Here is a 19,148-nt window from a genome sequence, read left to right as displayed (position 1 = left end):
CACTTTTCCGGATCATGCTTTAGCCGATCACGCCGTCTTCACGCCGGCGACGACGCCGGTCGGCTCGTCGCTGAGCCAGCGATAGATCACGCCGCCGAGCGCGCCGCCGATCAGGGGCGCGACCCAGAACATCCAGAGCTGCCCCAGCGCCCAGCCGCCGACGAACAGAGCCGGCCCGGTGCTGCGTGCCGGGTTCACCGAGGTGTTGGTGACGGGAATGCTGACGAGATGGATCATCACCAGCGCGAGGCCGATGGCGAGCGGCGCGAAGCCGGCGGGCGCCTTGCCGTGGGTCGATCCCATGATGATGAACAGGAACATCATGGTCATCACCACTTCGGTGATGAAGCACACCACCATGCTGTAATGGCCCGGTGAGTGCGCGTCATAGCCGTTGGAGGCGAAGCCCTTGGTGACATCGAAGCCGGGCGCGCCGCTGGCGATCACATAGAGCAGCCAGGCCGCGATGATCGCGCCGGCGACCTGCGCGATGATGTAGGGCAGCACCTGGCCGCCGGGGAAACGCCCGCCCGCTGCGAGCCCGACCGTCACGGCCGGGTTGAGGTGGCAACCCGAGATATGGCCGATCGCATAGGCCATGGTCACCACACTGAGCCCGAAGGCCAATGACACGCCGACCAGGCCGATCCCGACCTGCGGAAAGCCGGCCGCGATCACCGCGCTGCCGCAACCAGCGAATGTGAGCCAGAACGTACCGATCAGTTCGGCCGCGTATTTCTTCATGTCCATGTGGCATCTCCCCTATTTCCAATGTCCGGGTTATCGAAAACTCCGGGAGCGGCCTCGATACCGGCGCTAAATCACCCAAATCAGGGCCGCACAAGGGCATTTTCGCCCCATTTCGTGGCTTTACTAGGCCCGAAAGTCACTCGACCGGTGGACATCTGCGCGTTTGTCTGATACATGCGCGCGCCTAGGGTTAAGAGGCAGGCCTTTTGCCGCCGCTTTACCTCGCCAGAATTCCGAACCGATCAATTCAAAAGAGGATGCCGCGTGCAGGTTCTCGTCCGCGATAACAATGTCGACCAAGCCCTGAAGGCGCTGAAGAAGAAGATGCAGCGCGAGGGCATTTTCCGCGAGATGAAGCTCCGCGGTCACTACGAAAAGCCCTCTGAGAAGAAGGCTCGCGAAAAGGCCGAAGCCGTGCGCCGCGCACGCAAGCTGGCGCGCAAGAAGCTGCAGCGCGAAGGCCTGCTGCCGATGAAGCCGAAGCCGGTGTTCGGCGCTGGTCCCGGTGGCGACCGTGGCGGCCGTCCCGGTGGCGCAGGCGCTGGTCGCGGACCGCGCTGAACCGTTTTGCCGATATGGAAGTCTAACAGCGCGGGCCACGGGCCCGCGTTGTTGTTTTGAAGCCAGCCGTGTTCCGGGGTGCCCATGCAAAACGACCGGCGGGAGCACTTTGCATGATGGCCGTTCCGGCGCCCCGCTCCCCGCTCCCAGAAGCTGCGCACCGCCGTCGTGCGGCGCACCTCGTCATCATGGCCGTGGTTCTCGGTCTGCCGCTCGGGGGCTGCTCCTTCGACCTGGGATCATGGGGCTCGGACGACAAGCCGAAACAGGCTGCCGCTGCCGACAAGCCTGCTGCCGACACCATCACCCCACAGGACATCAGCGGCGCCAAGGATCACGCCACGCGCGGCCAGGTGCTGGCGCATTCCGGCAAGGTCGATGAGGCACAGGCGGAATTCGAGCAGGCGCTGACCGCCGACCCCTACAACATCCAGGCGCTGTACGGCCGTGGCCTGATCTATCAGGGCCGCGGCCAACATCAGCAGGCGATCGACGATTTCACGGCGGCGAGCGGGCTGTCGCCGCAAAAGGCGGAGCCGCTGGTCGGCCGTGCCACCAGCTACCTCGCGCTCGACAAGGCCAAGCAGGCCGCCTCCGACCTCGACGAGGCGGTGCAGGCCGACCCCAGCAATGTTGCGGCGTGGAGCGCGCGCGGCCAGGCCTATGAGCGGCTCGGCGACAGGGCCAAGGCAGCGGCGTCCTACACTCGCGCGCTCGCGCTGCGGCCAAATGACGGAAGCGCGCGGAGCGGACTGGCGCGCACCGGCGGCTAAAGCATGATCCGGAAAAGTGCGAAGCGGTTTTCCGAAAAGATCATGCTCAAACAAAGAGCCAATGCGCGATGACGATTCAACCTAATCTCATCGCGCTTTAGCGCGCTTCGAGCGAAGCGGTTAGCGCTTCGCTCGAAGCAGATGCGTCGAGAGCGATAAATCCGTGCTGCGCGTTACTTCGGCAGGACGGCGTGGAACATCGACTTCATGCCGGAGAACATGTCGTCGGTCACCGACGTGCGCTCGTTCTTCGGCATCGCGGCGTCGGCGCGCAGGTCGAGCGGAGCCTGCAGCACCGGGACCGGAATGTCGGCCGGCGGCGTCAGCCGATTCGAATCCTGGATATTGGCGGCGTAGGGCGGACGCGGCTGCGAGGCTTGATCGGCATTGTCGCCGGACGGGTTCGACACCATGATCGGCGGCGGCAACGGCCGGATCGCCGGAGCTGCAGCCGGACGCTGCTGGTCAGGCAGGCGGGCGAGATCGGTGGTGCGGGCGTCCTGGGACCGCGCAGCGTCCTGCGGACGCTCCTTGCGCAGCCGCTCGATCGCGGCACGCGCAAGATCGTTGGCATCGCGGGCTTCCTCCGGCGTGACGGCGGACTCGACCGGCGCCGCGGCGGGAGCAGCCTTCGCGACCGCCTTCGGCACCGCCGGATGATGGCGCGAGTCGGCCGGGATGCTGGCCGTCTCGGCCGGCGCATCAGCTTTGGCGTCGGCAGATTTGGTATCAGCCGATTTGGGATCGGCGGGCTTCTCGGTGACGGTGGCCTTCTCCGACGCCGACCGCTCGATCAGGGTGCGCTCGGACATGCCCTTGGCCTTCACGCCGGCTTCCGGGAGGCTGCTGACCACGGTGGACTTTTCGGGGGGCTTGGCGGCGGCTTTCGGATCCGCCTTGGGATCCACGGCGCCGGTCATCGCTGCGGCTTCCGGCGTTTGCGGCTTGGCCACGATGTAGTGATTGACGATGTACGCCCCGATGATGGTCGCTGCCACCGAGGGTAAGATGTCCATCACGAATTTCTTCACGTAACTCAGCATGACCTGCCACTCCCCACCCCGTTATTTCATGCTGGAACTTTGAGGCACATTCAGGGATCAACTGCGACGGATCGGTGGCAAACCCCCGTTCCGACGTCACCTTTGGTGTCACCTTGGTTTCAGCGGAGGCTCCCCCTGCGTAGGCCGCATCCGCCTTCTAGATCATCGTGCAGCCGTTAACGGCTTATGAATTTCCACAGCCGCGCGGACTCGGACCTGCCATTCGGCGCGCGCAGGGTTCCTTGCAGAGTTCTTGCACCGCGTCAGGGCTTGAGTTCGACCTCGAGGAATACGATCTCGCTGGCCGTCTCGTTAAGCACGTCGTGCTGCACCCCGGCCTTGCGGAAATAGGACTTGCCGGCCCCGAGTTGCGCCTTCGAGCGTTCGCCGTTCGGCGCCACGATCGTCATCTCGCCTGCCGTGATCGGAACGATGACGTAGTCCATCTCGTGGGTGTGGTGGCCGGTGGCGCTGCCCGGCGCGAGCCGCCATTCGGTCACGCGGACCTCCGCCGTGTCCACCTGAACATCCGATTTGGCGCTGAGCATCGTCACTTCTCCAATTAGGGCACGAAAACCATGAACACGAACACGGCGAACACCACCATGTGAACGAGCCCGAACAGGATGTTGGTGCGGCCGGTTCCGAAGGTGAGCATGCTGACCATGAAGGTGAGCAGCAGGATCAGCATATCCTGGTTGCTGAGCCCGAGCACCAGCTGCTTGTCCAGCGCATAGGCGGCAACCGCCACCGCGGGAATCGTGAGCCCGATGGTGGCGATCGAGGAGCCGAGCGCGAGGTTGATGCTCTTCTGCAGGTCGTTCTTGCGCGCCGCCGACACCGCGGCAACGCTCTCCGGCAGCAGGATCAGGGCCGCCACCACCAGACCGGCAAAGGCCGGCGGCGCGCCGATCTTGACGGTGACGACATCGACCACCAGCGAGAATTTCTTGGCCAGCAGCACCACCGCCAGCAGCGACACCAGCAGCAGGGCGACGCTGATCGCCGTCTCGCGGTCCGACATCACCTCGCCATGCGCCGCCGCCTCATTGGCGCCGCTGACGAAATAATCGCGGTGGCGGATGGTCTGGGTGTAGAGGAACACCGCATAAAGCAGCAAGGTCACGACGCTGATCACGGCGAGCTGGGCCGTGGAGTAGATCGGACCCGGCGCGGTGAGCGTGAAATTCGGCATGTCCAGCGTGATGGTCGCGAGCACGAACAGCACGCTGAGGTAGAGGTTGGCGCCGGTGATCTGAAAGTCCTGCTCGCGGTAGCGGATGCCGCCGATGAAGATGCAGAGCCCGACTAGGCCGTTGCAGACGATCATCACCACCGCAAACACGGTATCGCGCGCCAGGGTCGGCGCCGGGGTATCGCCCAGCATGATGGTCGAGATCAGCGCCACCTCGATGACCGTCACCGCCAGCGTCAGGAGCAGCGTGCCGAACGGCTCGCCGATGCGCTCGGCAATCATCTCGGCATGGTGGACAGCCGCAAACACGGTGCCGAACAGAATCACCAGCAGCACGGCCGCGAACACCCAGCCCCCCGCCGATGGCGCGAAGCTGTAGCCGGAGGCCGAGACCGCGGCAAACAACAGCACCGCCAGAACGGGATACAGCCAGGCCGAGCGTGGCATCGGTCCGTGTGCGCTCATCGTGGGGTCCCCTCACATCATTGGCCCCGATTATGCGACAGACAATCGCCGCCGTCAGCCTCTTGCGGCGTCGATAAACCGCCGCGCGGCATCCATCGCACCGAAATTATCGAGATCGTCGTGCCCGCCACCGGGCAGGCGCACGAACTGCTTGGGCTCATGGGCGAGGCCGAACAGCCGCTCGCCCAAGCCGATCGGGATCATCGGATCGTTGGTGCCGTGCATGATCAGAAGCGGCACCGTGACGCCGGTGATTCGCCGGTCGGAGTGGAATTGATCGCGCATCAGCAGGCTGACCGGCGCAAACCAGAAGTGCACGCCGGCAACGTCGACCGTTGAGGTATAGGGTGCCTCCAGGATCAGCCTGCCGACCGAATGGCCGGCGGCGAGCGCGACCGCAACGCCGGTGCCGAGGGAGAATCCCCAGGCCACGATCTGCTCGGCGCGGTAGCGCGCGGTGGTGAACGCGTAAGCGGCCGCGGCGTCCTGCAGCAGCCCCTGCTCGCTCGGAGATCCGCTCGAGCCCGCGTAGCCCCGGTAGGACAGCGCCACCAGCCCGGTGCCGTCGGCCGTGATGGCCTTGAAGCGCGCCACGCGGCCGGCGAGGAAATCGCCATTGCCGGGAAAGAACAGCACGACCGGCCGGCCCGGCTTCGCCGGCACGTGCCAGACGATGACCTCCTCGTCGTCGGCCGTGGTGAGGACATGCTCCTCCGCTTCGGGCAGGCCGGCGGCTGCGGGTGCCGTCCGCCCGACCGGCGGGATCGGAAACAGCAATTCGCGCTGCTTGACGTACAGCACCGCGAGTCCGCCGAGATAGACGACGGCCGCGGCGATCATGAGCCATTTCAGGATTGCGAGTGCCAGCGCCATCACCGGTGCCGCAGCTATGTCTTGCCGCGGAGCTTGAGCAGCTTCTCGACGTCAACCTTGATGCTGTCGGGGATCAGCCGGCACGCGCACGCCACCGCATGCGCGACATGCCATTTGATGCGCTGCTCGCGGCTGGCCCGGGGCGGCATGCGATGCTGCCACTCCCGGTTCAGCGCCATTCGCCGGCCGCCCTACATTGCCTTGACGATGTTCTCGGTGACCTTCTTGGCGTCGCCGAGCAGCATCATGGTGTTGTCGCGGTAGAACAGCGGATTGTCGATGCCGGCATAGCCTGAGGCCAGCGAGCGCTTGATGAACATCACGGTGCCGGCCTTCCAGACCTGCAGCACCGGCATGCCGTAGATCGGCGAGGTCTTGTCCTCTTCCGCCGCCGGGTTGGTGACGTCGTTGGCGCCGATCACGAAGGCGATGTCGGCCTGGGCGAACTCCGAGTTGATGTCCTCGAGCTCGAACACCTCGTCATAGGGCACGTTGGCTTCGGCCAGCAGCACGTTCATGTGGCCGGGCATGCGGCCCGCAACCGGGTGAATGGCGTACTTCACCTCGACGCCTTCCTTCTTCAGGAGGTCGGCCATCTCGCGCAGCGCGTGCTGGGCCTGCGCCACCGCCATGCCGTAGCCGGGCACGATGATGACCTTGGAGGCGTTCTTCATGATGAAGGCCGCATCATCCGCCGAGCCGAGCTTGGCGGGTTTCTGCTCGCCCGAGCCGCCGCCGGCCGCCGCGGTCTCGCCGCCGAAGCCGCCGAGGATCACCGAGATGAACGAGCGGTTCATCGCGTGGCACATGATGTAGGACAGGATCGCGCCCGACGAGCCGACCAGCGCGCCGGTGATGATCAGCGCCGAGTTGCCGAGCGTGAAGCCGATGCCGGCCGCGGCCCAGCCGGAGTACGAGTTCAGCATCGAGATCACGACCGGCATGTCGGCGCCGCCGATCGGGATGATCATCAAGACGCCGAGCGCCAGCGCGATGATGGTGATCAGCCAGAAGTCGAGCGCGCTGCCCGACATCACCAGGCCGACGATGAAGAACACCAGCGCCAAGGCCAGCACGATGTTGATGACGTGGCGGAACGGCAGGATGATCGGCGCGCCGCTCATCCGCGCCGACAGCTTCAGGAACGCGATCACCGAGCCGGTGAAGGTCAGGGCGCCGATCGCGACCCCGAGCGACATCTCGACCAGGCTCTGCGGATGGATGTTGCCGGGCGTGCCGATATCGAACGCCTCGGGGGCATAGAACGCGCCGGCGGCGACCAGCACCGCGGCCATGCCGACCAGCGAGTGGAACGCGGCGACCAGCTCGGGCATCGAGGTCATCGGCACCCGGCGCGCGATGACAGCGCCGATGCTGCCGCCGATCGCGATCGCGACGATGACCAGGAGCCAGGCGACGCCGTCGGCCGGCGGATGGCTCGCCAGCGTGGTGGCGACCGCGATCGCCATGCCGATCATGCCGAAGAAATTGCCCTGGCGCGACGATGCCGGGCTCGACAGGCCGCGCAGCGACAGGATGAACAGCACCCCCGCCACGAGGTACAGAACAGCAGCCAGATTGGCGTTCATCTCAGGTCCCCCTTTGTCTTCGTCACCCCGAGGTGCACGCCGCTCACTTGGCTTTTTTCTTGTACATCGCCAGCATGCGCTGGGTGACCAGGAAGCCGCCGAAGATGTTCACGCAGGCGAAGATCAGCGCCACGAAGCCGAAGCCGCGGGCCCAGCCCGAGCCGCTCGACACCATGCCGACGCCGACCGCGAGCAGCGCGCCGACCACGATCACCGAGGAGATCGCGTTGGTCACGCTCATCAGCGGGGTATGCAGCGCGGGGGTCACCGACCACACCACGAAATAGCCGACGAACACGGCAAGAACGAAGATCGACAGCCGGAACACGAACGGATCGACGGCCTGCGCGAGATGCTCCATGGCTTCTCTCCTTACTTCGGCTGGAAGTTGGGATGGATGACGGCGCCGTCCCTGGTCAGCGCGGTGGCCTTCACCAGCTCGTCGTCCCAATTGACCGCGAGCGCCTTGCTGGCCTTGTCGACCATCGTCTCGATGAACGAGAACAGATTGCGCGCATACAGGCTCGAGGCCGAGGCGGCGACCCGGCCGGCGACGTTGGTGTAGCCGACGATCTTGATGCCGTCGGTCTCGACCACCTCGCCGGGCCTCGCGCCCTCGACATTGCCGCCACGCTCGACCGCGAGATCGACCAGCACCGAACCGGGCTTCATCGACTTCACCATCTCGCCCGAGACCAGCTTCGGCGCCGGACGGCCCGGGATCAGCGCGGTCGTGATCACGATGTCCTGCTTCTTGATGTGCTCGGCGGTCAGCGCGGCCTGCTTGGCCTGGTACTCCCTGGACATCTCCTTGGCGTAGCCGCCGGCGGTCTGCGCGTTCTTGAACTCCTCGTCCTCGACGGCGAGGAATTTCGCGCCCAAGCTCTCCACCTGCTCCTTGGTGGCGGGCCGCACGTCGGTCGCGGTGACGACGGCGCCGAGCCGCCGCGCGGTCGCGATCGCCTGCAGGCCGGCGACGCCGACGCCCATCACGAACACTTTCGCGGCCGGAATGGTGCCGGCGGCGGTCATCATCATCGGGAAGGCGCGGCCAAAGGCTTCGGCGCCCTCGATCACCGCCCGGTAGCCGGCAAGGTTAGCCTGCGAGGACAGCACATCCATCACCTGGGCGCGGGTGATGCGCGGCATCAATTCCATCGCAAAGGCGGACACGCCGGCATCGGCCATCGCCTTCAGCGCGGCCTCGTTGCCGTAGGGGTCCATGATCGCGATGACGAGCGCGCCGCGCTTGTACTTCGACAGCTCGGAGGCTTCGGGCCGCTTCACCTTGATGATGATGTCGGCGTCCCTGAGCGCGTCGGCGCTGACGGTGGCGCCGGCCGCGACAAGCTCCGAATCGGGCAGCCCCGACTTGACGCCCGCACCGGGCTCGACCGCGACCTCGGCGCCCAGCGCCTTGAACTTCTTGATGGTATCGGGCGAAACCGCAACCCGCGGCTCGGACGCATCGATTTCCTTGGCAACGGCGATCTTCATGGGCCCTCCGGCGGCGCGAGCGGCGCACGCATCTTCAAACTAGCGTTATTTTCGCCAGATTGGATACCCGGTTTTTCCATCCGGGTTTCGACAGGAATTCCGGCACCGCCGCGGGACGGCGATGCCGCTAGCCGATCAGGGATCAGACCAGGAAATAGGCCATCAAGGCGAGGAGAATGGCGACGCTGATGGTGCCGTATTTGACCAGCACGAGAAACCCTTCATAGGTCTGCTCATGCGCCACGTAATCGTTGCCGTCGGCGGTCGTATAGGCCACTTCGCTATGGTCTGCCATCGCTGTCCCCAGTCAGAAATTCGCGTTCTGCGAGCCATTACCGCAAACAGGATGACAGGGCAACGGCGTGGTCCCGATCGGGCGATTTGAACCGCAAATCGTCCCCGATTCACCCCTCGAGCGACGGCCCTGCGGCCGCCCCTCGAGCAGGATTGATCTCCCAAGCGCGGGCGTCACGGGACGACCATGTCGTGAGGCGCAAAAACACCGAACGAATCTGACCCGGACCGACCGGAAAGCCGATGGTCAGCCCATCGTCTCCAGTTCGTCGATCATGCCGGCGATGACGGACAGGCCGCCATCCCAGAATTTCGGGTCCTTGGCGTCGAGCCCGAACGGCCGCAGCAGCTCGGAGTAATGCTTGGTGCCGCCGGCGGCGAGCATGTCGAGATAGCGCTCGGCGAAACCTTCGGATGCGTGCTCGTAGACCGCATAGAGCGAGTTCACCAGGCAATCGCCGAACGCATAGGCGTAGACGTAGAACGGCGAGTGGATGAAGTGCGGGATGTACATCCAGAACGTCTCGTAGCCCGGCTTGATCTCGATCGCGGGCCCGAGGCTCTCGCCCTGCACGCTGAGCCACAGCTCGCCGATTCGCGCGGCCGTGAGCTCGCCATTCTTGCGCTCGGTATGAACCGCACGCTCGAACGAGTAGAACGCGATCTGCCGCACCACGGTGTTGATCATGTCCTCGACCTTGCCCGCGAGCAGTGCCTGGCGCTGCTTTGCGTTCTTGGTCTGCGACAACAGCCGCTTGAAGGTCAGCATCTCGCCGAACACGCTCGCGGTTTCCGCCAACGTCAAAGGCGTCGGCGCCATCAGCGCGCCGTTCTTCGCCGCCAGCACCTGGTGGACGCCATGGCCGAGCTCATGCGCCAGGGTCATCACGTCGCGCGGCTTGCCCTGATAGTTCATCAGCACATAGGGATGCGCCGACGGCGTGGTCGGATGCGAGAACGCACCGGGCGCCTTGCCGGGACGCACCGGCGCATCGATCCAGCGATCGCTGAAGAAGCGTTCCGCGATCTCGGCCATCTTGGGCGAGAAGCCATTATAGGCCGACAGCACCATGTTGCGCGCTTCGGGCCAGGCGATGGTGCCGGTCGCCGCGAACGGCAGCGGCGCGTTGCGATCCCAGTGCGGCAGCTTCTTCTTTTTGAACCAGCCGGCCTTCAACGCGTAGTAGCGGTGCGACAGCTTCGGATAGGCCGCGCGTACCGAGGCGACCAGCGCATCGACCACCTCGCGCTCGACGCGGTTGTTGAGATGGCGGGAATCCGCGACATCCTGGAAGCCGCGCCAGCGGTCGGAGATTTCCTTGTCCTTGGCCAGCGTGTTGGTGATCAGCGCGAAGGTGCGCTCATTGTCCTTGAAGGTCTTGGCCAGCGCCTGCGCGGCCGACTTGCGCTTGTCGCCGGCCTTGTCCTGCAACAGGTTCAGCGTCGGCTCGATCGCGAGCTCCTTGCCCGCGACCTTGAAGCGCAGGCCGGAGATGGTCTGGTCGAACAGCCGGTTCCAGGCCGCGTAGCCGCTCTGCGCCTTTTCGTGGAAGAGCTGCTCGACGCGATCCTCGAGCTGGTACGGCTTGTCCTTGCGCAGATCCTCGATCCACGGCCGGTAGTGCCCGAGCGTGGGTTCGGCCATCGCGCGCTCGATCACATCATCGTCAACCCGATTGAGTTCGAGCGAGAAGAACAGGAGATGCACCGACGCGGCCGTCAGCCGCTCGGAGACGTCGCCGTAGAATTTCGAGATTGCCGGATCGACGCTGTCGCCGGCATGGACCAGGCCGGCATAAGAGCCGAGACGGCCAGCCAGATCGTCGATCGCCTCATAGCGCCTGATCGCCTCGGCCAGCCACTTTCCGCCGCCTTCCTTGCCGGTATTTTCGGCAAGCTTGCCCTTGTAGTCGGTCTCAAACGCGACGCAATCTGCATCCATTTTCTGCAGATCGCGTACGACTTCCGGCGCGTCGATACCGGAGTAGAGATCTGCCAGATTCCATTCCGGAAGCTTGCCAGTCTTGCTGGCCGCCTGTTTCGCCGCCGGGCTGGCTGCGGCCGGTTTGCGTTGCGCGGCCGTCTTGCGCAGCGCAGCTTCCTTGCGGAGAGCGGCGTTGCTGAGAGCAGGCTTGCTGAGAGCAGACTTGGGGGAGGCAGTTTTGGAGCGCGAGGTCATCTTGTTCGTAACCTTACTTCAGTCGGAAAGATGTCGGCGGCGGCGGAATGAAAGCGGGCTTGCAAGGTTTAAGAGTGCGTTAATCGGCATCGGCGACAGTGCCCCGATTCGAGACAGATAAACGTAGCGTGCGGGGAAAACCATGGCTGCCACCATTTTGATCGCCGATGATGACGCCGTACAGCGTCGTTTGGTTGAAAACATGGTGCAGAAGTGCGGCTATGAGCCCCTCGTCGTGGACAGTGGCGACGCGGCGATAGCGGCCCTGACCGCATCCGAGACGCAGGCGATCGATGCCGTCGTGCTCGACCTCGTGATGCCGGGCCTCGACGGCCTTGGAGTCCTCGCAAAAATTCGTGAAGCTGGTTTGAACGTCCCGGTCATCGTGCAGACCGCGCATGGCGGCATCGACAATGTGGTGTCGGCGATGCGCGCCGGTGCCCAGGATTTCGTCGTCAAGCCGGTCGGCTTCGAGCGGCTCCAGGTATCCCTGCGCAACGCCCTCAACGCGTCGGCGCTCAAAGGCGAATTGCAGCGCATCCGCCACAGCCGCGAGGGCCGGCTGACCTTCTCCGACATCATCACCCGCAGCGAGGAAATGGCCGGCGTGCTGCGCACGGCGCAGAAAGCGGCATCCTCGACCATCCCGGTGCTGATCGAGGGCGAGTCCGGCGTCGGCAAGGAGCTGTTCGCGCGCGCCATCCACGGCAGCAGCGAGCGCAAGGCCAAGCCGTTCGTCGCGGTGAACTGCGGCGCGATCCCGGAAAATCTCGTCGAATCGATCCTGTTCGGCCACGAGAAGGGCGCCTTCACCGGCGCCACCGAGCGCCATCAGGGCAAGTTCGTCGAGGCCCATGGCGGCACGCTGTTCCTCGACGAGGTCGGCGAATTGCCGCTGGCCACGCAGGTGAAACTGTTGCGCGCCCTGCAGGAAGGCACCGTCGAGGCGGTCGGCGGCCGCAAGCCGGTCAAGGTCGATGTCCGCATCATCTCGGCGACCAACCGCAAGCTGCTCGATCTCGTGAAGGCCGGCCAGTTCCGCGAGGACCTGTTCTATCGCCTGCACGTGCTGCCACTGACCATTCCGGCGCTGCGGCAACGGCGCGAAGACATTCCGCATCTGCTGCGGCATTTCCTGGCGCGGTTCTGCGCAGAGGAGAACCGCAACATCACCGGCATCAGCGGCGAGGCGATGGCGCATCTCGCGCAGCTCGATTGGCCCGGCAACATCCGTCAGCTCGAGAACACGGTGTATCGCGCCGTGGTGATGAGCGACGGGGACCAACTCGGGCTCGCCGACTTCCCGCAAGGAGCGGCGCATCCGGGGCCGGAAGGCAAATCGCTCCAGGGCGAGCCACTGGTGGTGTCGCCGTCCACGGCGCCCGCCATGATCTCGGGTAATGAAATACCGGCAACCGCTGTCCTGCCGACAGCGGGCGGCCTCTCGATGCTGAATGCTGTGGGCGAGGTGCGTCCGCTAGAAGATCTCGAGAACGAGATCATCCGGTTCGCGATTTCACATTATCGCGGACAGATGTCGGAGGTCGCACGTCGCCTCAAGATCGGCCGCTCGACCCTCTACCGCAAGCTCGACGAAGCCGCGGCGGGCACGCGCACAAGCGACGCCACCTAAACCTGAGGCCGACAGGGCCATACCGGGGAACCTTTTGAACCGTGTCCCGTCGGTGACAGACAAAGGCTGTGCCGCGTGGCAAAAACGCACGGCCCGAGCGAAATCAGCTGCTTCGAGGTCAGTTTGTCGTGAGTTGCCCCGCAAGGCGCTGGCTGCATAAGAGGGGCAAATGTATCGTCTGCGTTAATTGCGTGCAGGCATACGAGTCGTTTGAGAAGCCGGCGCTTTCGCGCAAGCTATGAAACCGAATACCGATTTGAACTGTTCCAGAATCTGAGGGGCAGTTCCACCCAGGGGGTGCGAAAATGCGTGACTGTTCGAACAGCCGTCGAGGATTTGACCGCGTATTGATGGCCGTCGCGGCGACCTTCCTCACGGTGTCCGCGAGCTCGGCCTTCGCGCAGGACACGCCTCGCTCAAGCGCCTCGGAACTGGCGATCGACGCCGCGATCCCGCGCCCCGAACCGGCCAATGTGCCGCCGCCCACCGCAAGCGATTTCAAGGCCGACACCACCGCCGCGCTGCCCGATGCAGCCAAGCCGGCGGACGTGAAGCCCGCCGAGATACAGGCCACCGAAGCCAAGCCCCTCGATGCCAAGCCTGTCGATGCAAAGCCGGCAGAACCGAGCGCGACCGCAAAGGCCGTCGAGCCGAAGCCCGCCGATGTCGTCACCGCGCCGGCGACCAAGGCTGCCGATGCGCCCAAGAGCGATGCACCGAAGACCGATACCGCGGTCGCACCGGCTGCGGCCACACCCGCCCCTGCAACCGCAACGGCACCTTCCGCAAGCCCCGCGCCGGCAACGGCCACGGCGCCCGCCGCAACTCCGGCTCCCGCGACGGCAGCAGCTCCGGCGACTGAGCCCGCGAAGGCTGCGAGCAACGTTGCCGCCGAGGATCAGCCGGTCGCCGACAAGCTGCGCGAGCTGCTCGCCAGCAAGTCGCTGCGCACCTTCGATCGCAAGAACGAGCGCGCCGCGGCCGAGAAGTTCTATTCGGCCCGCGAATACGCACCCGTCTTCACCAAGGCCGGCAAGCTGACCGATGCCGGCAAGGGCGTCATCGCGCGCCTGAAGGATGCGGCCGCCGACGGCCTCGATGCCGCCGACTATCCGGTGCCGGATTTCGCCGCGGCGACGACGCCGGATACGCTGGCCGACGCCGAGCTGAAGCTCGCGGCCAGCATGCTGGACTATGCGCGCCAGGCCCAGAGCGGTCGCATGCACTGGTCGCAGGTGTCGGCGGACATCCTCTATCCGGAACACCCGATCGATCCGGCTGAGGTGTTTGCGAATGTGACCTCGGCCAAGGACGCCTCTGCCGCGCTCGACGGCTACAACCCGCCGCAGAAGCTCTACAAGGAACTGAAGAAGAAGCTTGCCGAGCTGCGTGGCCAGGGCGACGGTCCGGTGATCACGATCGCCGATGGCCCCGCGCTGAAATACGTCCCCGCCCGCAAGAAGCAGGCTGCGGTCGAGATGGACGATCCGCGCGTGCCGGACCTGCGCAACAAGCTCGGCATCACCGAGGATGCCGACAGCACCAAATATGACGCCGTTGTCGCGCGGGCGGTGGAGAAATTCCAGAGCAGCGTCGATCTCAAGCCGACCGGCGTCCTCGACGAGCGCACCGTCAAGGCGCTGAACAATCCGAAGCGCGATCGCCAGGTCGACACCGTGATCGTCAACATGGAACGCTGGCGCTGGCTGCCGCGCCAGCTCGGCGCTGCCAATGTCGGCAATGCCTATGTGATCCTCAACATCCCCGACTATACGCTGAAGGTGATGCAGAACGGCGCGCAGGTCTGGACCACGCGCGTCGTCACCGGCAAGCCCGGCCAGCACGCCACGCCGCTTCTGACCGAGACGATGAAGTACATCACGGTCAACCCGACCTGGAACGTGCCGCCGTCGATCATCTACAATGAGTATCTGCCGGCCCTGCAGCAGGATCCGACGGTGCTGCAGCGCATGGGCCTCAAGCTCGAGCGCAACCGCGACGGCTCGATCCACATCTCGCAGCCGCCCGGTGAAGCCAACGCGCTCGGCCGCATCCGCTTCAATTTCCCGAACAAGTTTCTGGTCTATCAGCACGACACGCCGGACAAGTATCTATTCGCGAAGGATGAGCGCGCCTTCAGCCACGGCTGCATGCGCGTGCAGAATCCGGATCAGTACGCGTCCGTGCTGCTCAACATCACCGAGCCGAACCAGCACTACACGCCGGAGCGGATCCGCAGCATGTACGGCTCGAGCGAAGTCGATCTGAAATTCCCGACGCCGATCCCGGTCAACATCACCTACCAGACCGCGTTCGTGGACGACGCCGGCAAGTTGCAAATCCGCAGGGACATCTACGGCCGCGACGCCACCATGCTGTCACTGCTCAAGAACAGCCGCGGCAAGGATCTCGAGACGGTCGTTGCGCACGCCCAGCCGAGCTACGCGCGGCCGCCGAGCAGCAGCCTGCCGCCTGGCGTCAACGTCGCCGGCGACAACAGCGGCTTTGGCTCCTCCGGACCGAACTTCTTCGAGCGCCTGTTCGGTGGATTCGGCCAGCCGGAGCCGCAGCAGGTCCGCCGCGGTCAGGCCCAGCAGCAGCGCCGAGTTATCACCCGCTAATCTGCATCTCCGCCCGATTGGGATAAATTTTGAAGCAAAATCAACGATCTCGCTCAAAGAGCGAGATCGTTTACGTTAACCATTTGGGATGGGGTCCGGGAAACAGGGCTATTTTTTGCCACACTCGCCCAGTTAGTTAAGCCCAACTTGGGGGCGGGTCGGTAAACCTCGGTTAACCCTCCCGCTTTAAGAAAGCGTTCACCGTCTTCCGCAGGGGGTCTGCGAGGATGCCGACCGAACGCTCGTCGACTGGGTGGGCTCATAGTGCTGGCTGTTTTCGCACGCCGCTACAATCCGCTGTCGCTGCCTAAGGCCGGATACCAAGTCGGCCTGACCGCGCTATTGCTGTTGGCGGGCGCCGGCTCGGTGCACGATGCGACTGCGCTGAACCAGACCCGCACCCTCTCCTTCCACCACACCCATTCCGGCGAAGACCTCAACATCACCTTCAAACGCGATGGCCGCTACGACGAAGCCGCGCTGAAGCAGCTCAATCACTTCCTGCGCGACTGGCGCTCCCAGGATGAGACGGTGATGGACCGTCACCTCTTCGACATCCTCTGGGAAGTCTATAACGACGTCGGCGGCAAGCAGCCGATCCAGATCATCTCCGCCTATCGCGCCCCTGCCACCAACGCCATGCTCCGCCGCCGCTCCTCGGGCGTTGCGCGCCACAGCCAGCACATGCTGGGCCATGCGATGGACTTCTTCATTCCGGGCGTGCCGCTGGAGCAGATCCGCTTCGCCGGCCTGCGCCTGCAGCGCGGCGGCGTCGGCTTCTATCCGACCTCGGGCTCGCCCTTCGTGCATCTCGACACCGGCGGCATTCGCCACTGGCCGCGGATGACCCGTGAGCAGCTGGTCCGGGTGTTCCCGGACGGCCGCACTGTTCATGTCCCGACCGACGGCACACCGCTGAAGGGCTATGAACTCGCCAAGGCCGACATCGAACGCCGCGGCAATGGCGATGATGCTGCGACCATCAGCAAGCCGACCCTGTTTGCGAAGCTGTTCGGGGCCGGCAAGTCGGGCGACGATGAAGACGAAGGCGCGACCGCTGTGAACGACAAGCCCGCGGCCCCCACTGTGGTTGCGGCCGCGGCCCCTGCAAAATCCGCCGACCCCGTTCCGCTGCCGCGCGCCAAGCCGCAGCAGTTCGCCGCCGCGATCCAGCTCGCCGCCGCCGACGCGCAGCTCGTCCCGATGCCGAAGGCCAAGCCGGCGGTGCAGGTGGTGCAGACGGCCGAGAACACCGCGCCGCAATCTCCCGCCGACATCATCAATGCCCGCGGTTTCTGGGGTGACGAGTCCGCGGCGCCGAAGCAGGCATCGGCCGCGCAGATCGCCGCGCTGAAGGCGCGTGAGGCGGTCGGCGGCTCCGATCCGCAGACCACCGCCAGCACGACCGAGAACTTCAACAAGGCGCTCGCTTATGCGCCGGCTGCGTCCTCACCGGTCGATCGCGCCAACATCGTCGCGGCGACCGCGCCGATCCCGCGCAATGTGCGCCCGGCGCGCAATGCGGCGGCGCCCGCCACCGAAATCAACACCGTCGTTGCGAAGGGCACACCTAGCCAGGGCGTGATCACGACATCGGCGCGGATCTCGGCCGCCAAGGGCAACGATATCTGGATGCGCGTCGTGATGCTGGCGCCGAGCGCGAGCAGCGGCATGCTGACCACGGTGCTCGGCGACACCGACATGAACATGATGCGGCAGCATTTCGTGAAGCCGCAGGCCGCCGTCGCCATGACCTTCTCGGAAGATCCGATGATGGGCATGACCTGCGATCGCTTCTCGGGCTCGGCGACCGCCCTCCTGACGACCCAGTCGTTCGTGCTGCGCACCGCCTCGCTGCGCTGAGAGTCTCCGCCGACAAAATCATTTCATCAACCGTTCAAGCCGGCAGCCCTGCCTTGAGCAAGCCGGCCTCGTAGCGCGCCCGGTCGGGCGCGCGCTTGTAGTGCTGCGTTGCGAGGTGTGCGGCGACCGAGAAGGTCGGCTCGCGCTTCAGCACCTCGGTCGCATGGGCTGCGGCCGCCACCGCGTTGCCCATCTGCGCCAATGTCGCGGCGAGGAAGGCGTGATGGGTGTGGTCGGGCCGCGTGATCCGCGAGAACGCCTCGGCCGCATCGGCGTATTTCTCGGCGCAATAGCAGGCCCGGCCGAGGTGACTCCAGAATCGCTCCGGATGGAACGGATTGAGGCGCATCGCCCGCTTGATCCAGTCGATGCCCTCCTCCGGCCGCCCGAGCCAGGTCAGGAGCTCGCCCTGCTGCACGACGACCAGATCGTAGTTGGGATTGAGCGCGAGCGCGCGCTCCTGGTGGAAGGCCGCCTTGTCGTGGTCGTCGCGGTTGAGGTTCAGCGCCGCGAGGATCCGGTGCACGTCGCTGTCGTTGTCGTCGAGCTTGAGCGCGATCTCGAGCTCGGTCGCCACCTGCGCGAAGGTCGCGTCGCGGTCGTCGCACCAATTGTAGACCCAGGTCTGGCCGAGCACGCAGGCCCGCCAGGCGTGCGCATGGGCGTAGTTGGGATCGAGCACGATGGCCCGCTCGAGCAGACGCTGCGCCTCCGTATTGTCGTCGCGGGCCGAGCGATGATGCAGCACCTTGGCGGCCAGCACGCACTCATAGGCCGCCATGTTGTCGGTCGGCTTGCGCTTGACGCGATCATGGGCGGCGGCCTCGACGCGGCCCGGCAGGGTCGACACGATCGCGCGCGTCATCTCGTCCTGGATCGCGAAGATGTCGGCGAGCTCGCGGTCGTAGCGTTCGGCCCAGACGTGCCGGTCGGCCTCGGCGTCGATCAGCTGCACGGTGACGCGAATACGGCCGCCCGCCTTGCGCACGCTGCCTTCCAGCACATAGTCGACCGCGAACTCCTTCGCGACGTCCTGCACCTTCACGGCCTTGCCCTTGTACACGAAGGTCGAGTTGCGCGAGATCACGAGCAGATCGTGGAAACGCGACAGCTCGGTGATGATGTCCTCGGTGAGACCGTCGGCGAAGAATTCCTGCTCGGGATCGCCGCTCATATTGATGAGCGGCAGCACGGCGATGGAGGGCTTCCTGGCGACGACAGGGACGGCCGCCGCGCTTGCCTGCTCCGTAGCGGATTTGGCGCCCGATTCGAGATGGACGCGGAAAACCCGGATCGGGCGCGCGATGTTCTTGACGGTCTGATCGCCGAGATCCTCGAAGCTCAGATCTTCCAGGCGATCGCCGACCTGATCGCGGACTGCGCCGGAAATGCAGATGCCGCCGGGTTCGGCCAGCACCTCGAGGCGCGAGGCGACATTGACGCCGTCGCCGAAGATGTCGGCGCCGTCGACGATCACGTCGCCGAGATTGATGCCGATGCGAAACTGCATCCACCGCGCCGGCGCGACGTCGGAGTTGCGTTTGGCCATCCGACGCTGGACCTCGGCCGCGCACAACACCGCATCGACGACGCTGTGGAATTCGACCAGCAGGCCGTCGCCGGTGGTCTTGATGATGCGGCCGCGATTCTTGGTGATGGCCGGATCGATCAGTTCGATCCGATGGGTCTTGAGGCGCGCAAGGGTGCCCGTCTCGTCAGCCTCCATCAGTCGGCTAAAGCCGACCATGTCGGCGGCGAGGACCGCAGCGAGCCGACGCTCTGGTCCTGGCACGTCCATCTGAACGCTCTGCC

Annotated in this window: 17 protein-coding genes; 5 read left to right on the top strand and 12 right to left on the bottom strand. The window is 65.3% G+C overall.

The features are described 5' to 3' along the window. Positions 1 to 27 precede the first annotated feature (27 nt). Positions 28 to 750 (bottom strand): aquaporin Z, encoded by a 723-nt coding sequence (gene aqpZ, locus HAP47_RS06850; RefSeq protein WP_097677066.1) that lies wholly within the window; start codon positions 748 to 750, stop codon positions 28 to 30. 264 nt (positions 751 to 1,014) lie between these two features. On the opposite strand from aqpZ, the gene rpsU reads away from it, so the two are divergent. Both rpsU and HAP47_RS06840 read left to right on the top strand, forming a co-directional pair. Continuing rightward, complete coding sequence (gene rpsU, locus HAP47_RS06845) at positions 1,015 to 1,311, top strand: 30S ribosomal protein S21 (protein ID WP_021078544.1); 297 nt, start codon at positions 1,015 to 1,017, stop codon at positions 1,309 to 1,311. Positions 1,312 to 1,424: 113 nt separating this feature from the next. Beyond that, entirely contained in the window at positions 1,425 to 2,084 is a 660-nt protein-coding gene (locus HAP47_RS06840; protein WP_173638898.1) for a tetratricopeptide repeat protein, read from the top strand. 173 nt (positions 2,085 to 2,257) lie between these two features. Here HAP47_RS06840 and HAP47_RS06835 read toward each other — a convergent pair whose 3' ends face one another. The 10 genes from HAP47_RS06835 to HAP47_RS06790 form a co-directional block, all read right to left on the bottom strand. Beyond that, positions 2,258 to 3,127 carry a hypothetical protein gene (locus tag HAP47_RS06835; protein WP_173638899.1) on the bottom strand — a complete coding sequence of 290 codons (870 nt, stop codon included), beginning with the start codon at positions 3,125 to 3,127 and terminating at the stop codon, positions 2,258 to 2,260. Positions 3,128 to 3,390: 263 nt separating this feature from the next. Beyond that, entirely contained in the window at positions 3,391 to 3,675 is a 285-nt protein-coding gene (locus tag HAP47_RS06830; protein WP_028340624.1) for a cupin domain-containing protein, read from the bottom strand. 14 nt (positions 3,676 to 3,689) lie between these two features. Continuing rightward, the gene (locus HAP47_RS06825) at positions 3,690 to 4,787 is read right to left on the bottom strand and encodes a calcium:proton antiporter (RefSeq protein WP_173638900.1); all 1,098 of its coding nucleotides are present in this window, start codon (positions 4,785 to 4,787) and stop codon (positions 3,690 to 3,692) included. 54 nt (positions 4,788 to 4,841) lie between these two features. Next, the gene (locus tag HAP47_RS06820) at positions 4,842 to 5,660 is read right to left on the bottom strand and encodes an alpha/beta hydrolase (RefSeq protein ID WP_173638901.1); all 819 of its coding nucleotides are present in this window, start codon (positions 5,658 to 5,660) and stop codon (positions 4,842 to 4,844) included. 14 nt (positions 5,661 to 5,674) lie between these two features. Continuing rightward, positions 5,675 to 5,839 carry a hypothetical protein gene (locus tag HAP47_RS06815; protein ID WP_173638902.1) on the bottom strand — a complete coding sequence of 55 codons (165 nt, stop codon included), beginning with the start codon at positions 5,837 to 5,839 and terminating at the stop codon, positions 5,675 to 5,677. Between the two features lie 12 nt (positions 5,840 to 5,851). Next, a complete protein-coding gene (locus tag HAP47_RS06810) occupies positions 5,852 to 7,249 on the bottom strand; it encodes an NAD(P)(+) transhydrogenase (Re/Si-specific) subunit beta (RefSeq protein ID WP_173638198.1) in 1,398 nt (465 codons plus the stop codon). Between the two features lie 43 nt (positions 7,250 to 7,292). Continuing rightward, entirely contained in the window at positions 7,293 to 7,610 is a 318-nt protein-coding gene (locus tag HAP47_RS06805) for a proton-translocating transhydrogenase family protein (RefSeq protein ID WP_016841609.1), read from the bottom strand. Between the two features lie 11 nt (positions 7,611 to 7,621). After that, on the bottom strand, positions 7,622 to 8,746 hold the full coding sequence (locus HAP47_RS06800; protein WP_173638903.1) for a Re/Si-specific NAD(P)(+) transhydrogenase subunit alpha: 1,125 nt from the start codon (positions 8,744 to 8,746) through the stop codon (positions 7,622 to 7,624). A gap of 142 nt (positions 8,747 to 8,888) precedes the next feature. Next, positions 8,889 to 9,041 carry an aa3-type cytochrome c oxidase subunit IV gene (locus HAP47_RS06795; protein ID WP_097676083.1) on the bottom strand — a complete coding sequence of 51 codons (153 nt, stop codon included), beginning with the start codon at positions 9,039 to 9,041 and terminating at the stop codon, positions 8,889 to 8,891. A 246-nt stretch (positions 9,042 to 9,287) separates the two neighbouring features. Then, a complete protein-coding gene (locus tag HAP47_RS06790) occupies positions 9,288 to 11,219 on the bottom strand; it encodes a M3 family oligoendopeptidase (protein WP_173638904.1) in 1,932 nt (643 codons plus the stop codon). A 142-nt stretch (positions 11,220 to 11,361) separates the two neighbouring features. Between HAP47_RS06790 and HAP47_RS06785 the strand changes: the two genes are divergently transcribed. From HAP47_RS06785 to HAP47_RS06775, 3 genes are all read left to right on the top strand, one after another. Continuing rightward, complete coding sequence (locus HAP47_RS06785) at positions 11,362 to 12,852, top strand: sigma-54-dependent transcriptional regulator (protein ID WP_173638905.1); 1,491 nt, start codon at positions 11,362 to 11,364, stop codon at positions 12,850 to 12,852. 305 nt (positions 12,853 to 13,157) lie between these two features. Then, positions 13,158 to 15,473 carry a L,D-transpeptidase family protein gene (locus HAP47_RS06780; protein WP_173638906.1) on the top strand — a complete coding sequence of 772 codons (2,316 nt, stop codon included), beginning with the start codon at positions 13,158 to 13,160 and terminating at the stop codon, positions 15,471 to 15,473. Between the two features lie 264 nt (positions 15,474 to 15,737). Continuing rightward, positions 15,738 to 17,336: a DUF882 domain-containing protein gene (locus HAP47_RS06775; protein ID WP_173638907.1), complete on the top strand. Its 1,599-nt coding sequence runs from the start codon at positions 15,738 to 15,740 to the stop codon at positions 17,334 to 17,336. A gap of 34 nt (positions 17,337 to 17,370) precedes the next feature. Here the strand turns inward: HAP47_RS06775 and HAP47_RS06770 are convergent, their stop codons facing one another. Then, entirely contained in the window at positions 17,371 to 19,134 is a 1,764-nt protein-coding gene (locus HAP47_RS06770; protein WP_173638908.1) for an adenylate/guanylate cyclase domain-containing protein, read from the bottom strand. Between the last annotated feature and the right edge of the window lie 14 nt (positions 19,135 to 19,148).

Origin of the sequence: Bradyrhizobium sp. 41S5, from assembly GCF_011516665.3 — a bacterium.
Taxonomy (GTDB): domain Bacteria; phylum Pseudomonadota; class Alphaproteobacteria; order Rhizobiales; family Xanthobacteraceae; genus Bradyrhizobium; species Bradyrhizobium quebecense.
The sequence above is the reverse complement of the archived record's forward strand: the minus strand, read 5'-3'. Positions and strand labels throughout refer to the sequence as shown.